Annotated in this window: 6 protein-coding genes; 2 read left to right on the top strand and 4 right to left on the bottom strand. The window is 40.3% G+C overall.

Annotated elements, in window-relative coordinates:
• Positions 1-13: 13 nt before the first annotated feature.
• On the bottom strand, positions 14-370 hold the full coding sequence (locus HWQ37_RS30985) for a DUF4058 family protein (protein WP_292754467.1): 357 nt from the start codon (positions 368-370) through the stop codon (positions 14-16).
• 52 nt (positions 371-422) lie between these two features.
• Between HWQ37_RS30985 and HWQ37_RS30980 the strand changes: the two genes are divergently transcribed.
• Complete coding sequence (locus HWQ37_RS30980; protein WP_292754464.1) at positions 423-1,865, top strand: site-specific integrase; 1,443 nt, start codon at positions 423-425, stop codon at positions 1,863-1,865.
• A 263-nt stretch (positions 1,866-2,128) separates the two neighbouring features.
• On the opposite strand, the gene HWQ37_RS30975 is transcribed toward HWQ37_RS30980, so the two are convergent.
• Complete coding sequence (locus HWQ37_RS30975; protein WP_292754461.1) at positions 2,129-2,413, bottom strand: helix-turn-helix transcriptional regulator; 285 nt, start codon at positions 2,411-2,413, stop codon at positions 2,129-2,131.
• A gap of 309 nt (positions 2,414-2,722) precedes the next feature.
• On the opposite strand from HWQ37_RS30975, the gene HWQ37_RS30970 reads away from it, so the two are divergent.
• A complete protein-coding gene (locus HWQ37_RS30970; protein WP_292754459.1) occupies positions 2,723-2,860 on the top strand; it encodes a hypothetical protein in 138 nt (45 codons plus the stop codon).
• Here the strand turns inward: HWQ37_RS30970 and HWQ37_RS30965 are convergent.
• A complete protein-coding gene (locus HWQ37_RS30965) occupies positions 2,853-3,473 on the bottom strand; it encodes a transposase (RefSeq protein ID WP_292754470.1) in 621 nt (206 codons plus the stop codon). The two genes, HWQ37_RS30970 and HWQ37_RS30965, sit on opposite strands and share 8 nt — an antisense overlap.
• Before the next feature lie 85 nt (positions 3,474-3,558).
• Positions 3,559-4,077 (bottom strand): helix-turn-helix domain-containing protein, encoded by a 519-nt coding sequence (locus HWQ37_RS30960; RefSeq protein ID WP_292754457.1) that lies wholly within the window; start codon positions 4,075-4,077, stop codon positions 3,559-3,561.
• Positions 4,078-4,789: the final 712 nt, after the last annotated feature.

Raw genomic sequence — 4,789 nt, 5'->3', positions numbered from 1 at the left:
CACAATCCCCACCTTATGAGTACATTGAAGGTGGGGACTTCCGCGACACGTTAAATGGTCGATTTCCCCGACGCAGCAAGTCAATTTCAATTAGATGGACGTTGGCATTATATAAACGCTGGCGTTTCTTGCGGTAGTCAGTAATACCTGGTTCGCGTTTGTTTACGGGGGAGAGAATTTCGATACAGCTTACCAGTACGTTGTTGGCTGTATCCCGAATTTCGACTGTGGGGATACGGACTTCAACAGGTTGGATAACTGGAAGCGTTAGTGGTGCGGGGGTTGTTGCAATATTCCATGTGGGGGTAGTCGGAGTTATGTCGCGGCGTTGTCTATTCAAGAAGACAACGCTATCATGTATAATGCTCATATAATAGTTGTCGAAGAACTGACTTCCACACTTTGAGCATTAATTGAGCATTATGACTAACAGTGCAAAAACACCATCGGGTAAGGCTAAAAAAGGGCAAGTAACTGTACGCCCTGACGGTAATAGCATTAAAGCTTGTTTTCCCCGTACTCACTTCCCTGGCGAACCTAACCAAAAAAAACTAAAGACGGGTATCTCTAATGTTGATGGATGGGAGACTAAAGCACAGGCGCTAACGCCTCGGTTGCAACTGGCGATGGAAGATTGGAAGCTAACCACGCCTGACGGTAAATTTGATGAGGGTAAGTACCGAGAAATTTTAATAGAGCAAAAGCTCATACCTGACCTAAAGATAGTAGAGAGTGCTACCACCTCAGATGGTCAACTACCACCTAAGCCTCAACTATCCCTAATGGAAGTGTGGGATATGTACTGCGAGTACAGGAAACAAGGGTTGAGAGAAAGTTTTTATGAGGGTAAATATCAAGGGAGATACAAAAATCATCTTCAGTCAGCAATTGAGGCTACAAAAACTGAGGATGCTATAAAAATTAGAAATTGGTTAGTAGAGAATAGGAATCATAAAACCGTAAAAGCGGTACTATCTAATCTCTCGAAAGCTTATCTATTGGGAATGAAACAAAAGCTTTTATCTCATAATCCTTATGAAGGTATGTCCGAAGAAATAGTTAGCAAAGGCGCACAAGGAAAAACTCAAAACGAAGTTGAAATAGAGGCTGATAATGACGTACTAGATAGAGGTAAAGCTTACACCTGGGATGAAGCACAAATAATACTTGACTATGTTCAAGTAAATTATCCATACTGGTTTAATTTTTTAAAGTTTAAATTTCTTACTGGATGCCGTACAGGTGAAGCAATAGCAATGTATTGGGGTGATATTGAATGGGATAAGGAACGTGTTTTAATTCGTAGAACTTATGATAGGGTAACAAAAAAGTTTTACCCATTAAAAAATGATAGGACTTACAAGGGTGAAGAAACAAGAAGATTCCCGATGCCAAAGGATGAGGAATTGTGGAACTTTTTGAAATCTATTCCACAAGGGGAACCGAACGAAGTCGTTTTTAAGTCTAAGCTGGAAAAGACTATTAATGATACAGTTTTTGCGGAATTTTGGCGCGGAAGGAAAAAAGGTAAATGCAATCGCAAGGGAATAATTACTCAATTAATAGAACAAGGTAAACTCACAAAATATTTATCGCCATACAACACGCGGCATACCTATATTACTCATGCAGTTTTTGATTTAGGGATTGATGAAAAAAAAGTTAGCTACTGGTGTGGACATAAAATAGAAGTGTCAAACAAGCACTACCAAGATGTAGCGATATTTGCAGACAAAACTAATCCTCATTTACCAGCTACCACTACTCAACAGGTACAGCAACAGTCAGAGATTGACCTACTCAGGGAGCAAATGAAGCAGCAACAGGAGTTAATTAACAAGCTACTTCAGGACAGAGATAAATAAACCTTATCACTCAACCATCAATTACCCCTTAAAATAAGCAATCAAGGGGTTTTTTAGTGCTTATTTCCCCTATGTGCAAAATTCGTCCAAGAACTTCTTAGACAAAATTACTGCAAATAGATTCAAACCCTTTATGAGTAAGCATTCTAGAGGTTTACATTTACCTGTCGCCGCTTCGTATTCCAGTCATGTGTATAGATGGAAGTGTGAGCCGCTATCGCAAAAAGACTCCCCATTGCTGAGGAGTGCGGTAACGATGCTTTTTAGTTTTCAGGTTTAATTAGTTGAGTGGGTTTCCCAAAATCATCTGGTAGCTCATCAAGTGATTTACCTAAAGCGCGGCACAAAGCCTTGACTTGGAGAATTGTTAATTCTGGTTCATATTCACCTCTTTCCCATCCACTAATAACTTGACGGCTTAGAGTCTTTTTTCTGGTTTTATCAGGAATACGGCTGGCTAGCTGTGCCTGTGTCAAACCAACGGCTTCACGCAATATCTGCAACGCTGGCATATCTTCTGGGTTTTCCGGTCGTTTCTTTCTTGACATAATAGCAAATTAAGCAAGCACACTTGACTTTCGTTAGTAAAAGCAAGTATGCTTGCTTCGATAGACAACAAAAACACCAGCCAGGTAACTGACTTGGGTAAAGGACAGGTATTTTGGCTGGTGTCACATTAAGTGTCTCACTTCCATAGCTCAAGTCAGAACGGGGTAAACTCGCACCTTTGAGTGCATTAGCCATTGAAGACCGATGAAGGGTATTTCAGGCTACCAGTGTCCTTGTATCAGTTGCAGTGATTGAGATGAGGTGCATTTGTACAGTTGTTTACCAGAATAGTTAGCTAGGAATAGCCTATGGGAAGAATCAAAATCCGCGTGACAGCACCACCTAAAGAAATGACTAAATTCCTCACAGCAATACATAAAGCTGAGGAGAGTTTACGCTCGTTGTCACTAGTACAGCACGGCGGAAATAAGCCAAGTATTAGATAGCTAACACTTTTCCCTTATACGTCCACTTAAAAGGTTTAGCCATTGTTTTATTAAAATAGTCGATAAATCCAAGAATTCGAGTTTTGAGGTCATCCTGGCTTTTGAAGCTAGCTCTTCTTAGTAACTTACGAACTAAAATACTAAACCAAATCTCAATTTGGTTGAGCCAAGAAGAATGTTTTGGTGTGTAATGAAAGACGATTCTATGTGTTGGGTCTTTCAAAAAAGCAGTACGGGATTTCATGGATTTGAGTATACCGCTTTTTCCCTTAATACCCAGATCAATATCTAAACCTTCTTTTTCTGCAACTAAACGAACTAGCGACTCAGACTGATGAATATTCAGACAATCCATGATTAAGTGCCATTTATTGGCATCGGGTTCACTTTCAATAATTCTACGAATATTGACGAGAAAATCTTCTTCGGTTCTAGAATTTCCACAAGTCGGCTCAATAATCTTACCGGTAGCGACATCAAAATTAGCAATCAAACTTTGTGTACCGTGACGAACGTACTCAAACTCTCGTCTTTCAACTTTACCTGGTCGCATCGGCAAATCTTGTTCTAGACGCTCTGTAGCTTGAATACCCGTCATTTCATCAATCGATATTGTGCGCTCTCCGTTTTGATGACGAGCGATCGCGCTGATGTATAAACCAGTAATATCTTCAACTTTTGCGTCAAATTCTTCATCTTCAGGGGGGGGTTAACCAGTAACGACTCTGGTGTGGTTTAAGTTCTGCCTCCTCTAATAATCTTCCAACATGACGGACAGATATGCTTTCGATAATGCCAAGTTTTATAATTTCATCTGCTAGTTCTCTTGGTGTCCAATGACTTATTGGTCGTCCATAGTCTTCGGGTTTTGAACATGCAAGGGCGAATAGCTCGATTACTTGCTCCATACTAAATTTTACTGGTGCCCCAATACGCTCCGAATCTTGTAATCTCTCTAAACTAGGCAACTTTTTACCGCTAGTTTCAAACCATCGGTTTCGCCATAAACGAGCCATATCAAGGCTTACATCTAATGTTCTAGCAATTTCTCCATTATTTTTTCCCTCTGATGCTAGGAGAATTATTTTTGCACGCAGTACTATTTGTTGCGCTGTATTGTGTCGGTTTACCAACTGTTGCAGTTCTGAGCGTAGGCGTAGCCCGCCGCAGGCATCACTCTCGTTCAAATTTAATACTTTTGGAGCTAATCGTGCCACACCCTGACTCCTTGCTCATCAACAAAAAGTTGTTTTAATCTAATTAATTATTCTCCCACAAAAATACTTGGTTTATTTACGCCGCGCTGTACTAGTGAGTGAAAGTGCAGATTTTAACTTTCGCAACAGTACAGATGTACGTCGTTATCTAGAGTTTGATTTCGACTCTGAAGCAGAGGAGTAATGCCTATGGAATGACCCCATTTATCAAGTGTTCATGAATTTACAGAAAGTCACACCAGCGTGGGGTTGGTCAAGCTTTGCGCTGGTGTTTTTTAACGTGTATCGAGGGAAGAAAAATAAACCATGCAATCCTATCGCACTACTCTAAGCCCGTGGGCTGTTTTCAGATGTGAACCTCCAGCCGCTAACATTTGCGTTGCCAGATTTCGTAAGCGCAATGATGCAGAGGAGTATCTAAAGATTGTGAACAAGCTTATTACAGAAGCTCATTTTCAAATCATCTTTGACAATCAAGAAGTCTAGCGAATTGGAGTAATTGAACCATGACACATTATCCACTTAAATCTGAAAAGACACATTATCCACTCAAATCTCAGGAAGCCTTTGTTAACAGGTTGCTATATCACCTATCCCTGAAGGGGCGACGAAATAGGCTAAAAAGCTTTGTATGTAAAGCACGTAACATTTTGTGGTAAAAAAAGATAGGTCTCTGATTTGCAACAAAGCCAATAAGAGTGATAATGTTACC

It is taken from the genome of Nostoc sp. NMS4 (assembly GCF_017115095.1).
Classification (GTDB): Bacteria; Cyanobacteriota; Cyanobacteriia; order Cyanobacteriales; family Nostocaceae; genus Nostoc.
The sequence above is the reverse complement of the archived record's forward strand: the minus strand, read 5'-3'. Positions and strand labels throughout refer to the sequence as shown.

Bases quoted from the DNA above. Each gene is read 5' to 3' on its own strand.
- HWQ37_RS30985 (WP_292754467.1), bottom strand. From the start codon at position 370: ATGAGCATTATACATGATAGCGTTGTCTTCTTGAATAGACAACGCCGC.
- HWQ37_RS30980 (WP_292754464.1), top strand. From the start codon at position 423: ATGACTAACAGTGCAAAAACACCATCGGGTAAGGCTAAAAAAGGGCAA.
- HWQ37_RS30975 (WP_292754461.1), bottom strand. From the start codon at position 2,413: ATGTCAAGAAAGAAACGACCGGAAAACCCAGAAGATATGCCAGCGTTG.
- HWQ37_RS30970 (WP_292754459.1), top strand. From the start codon at position 2,723: ATGGGAAGAATCAAAATCCGCGTGACAGCACCACCTAAAGAAATGACT.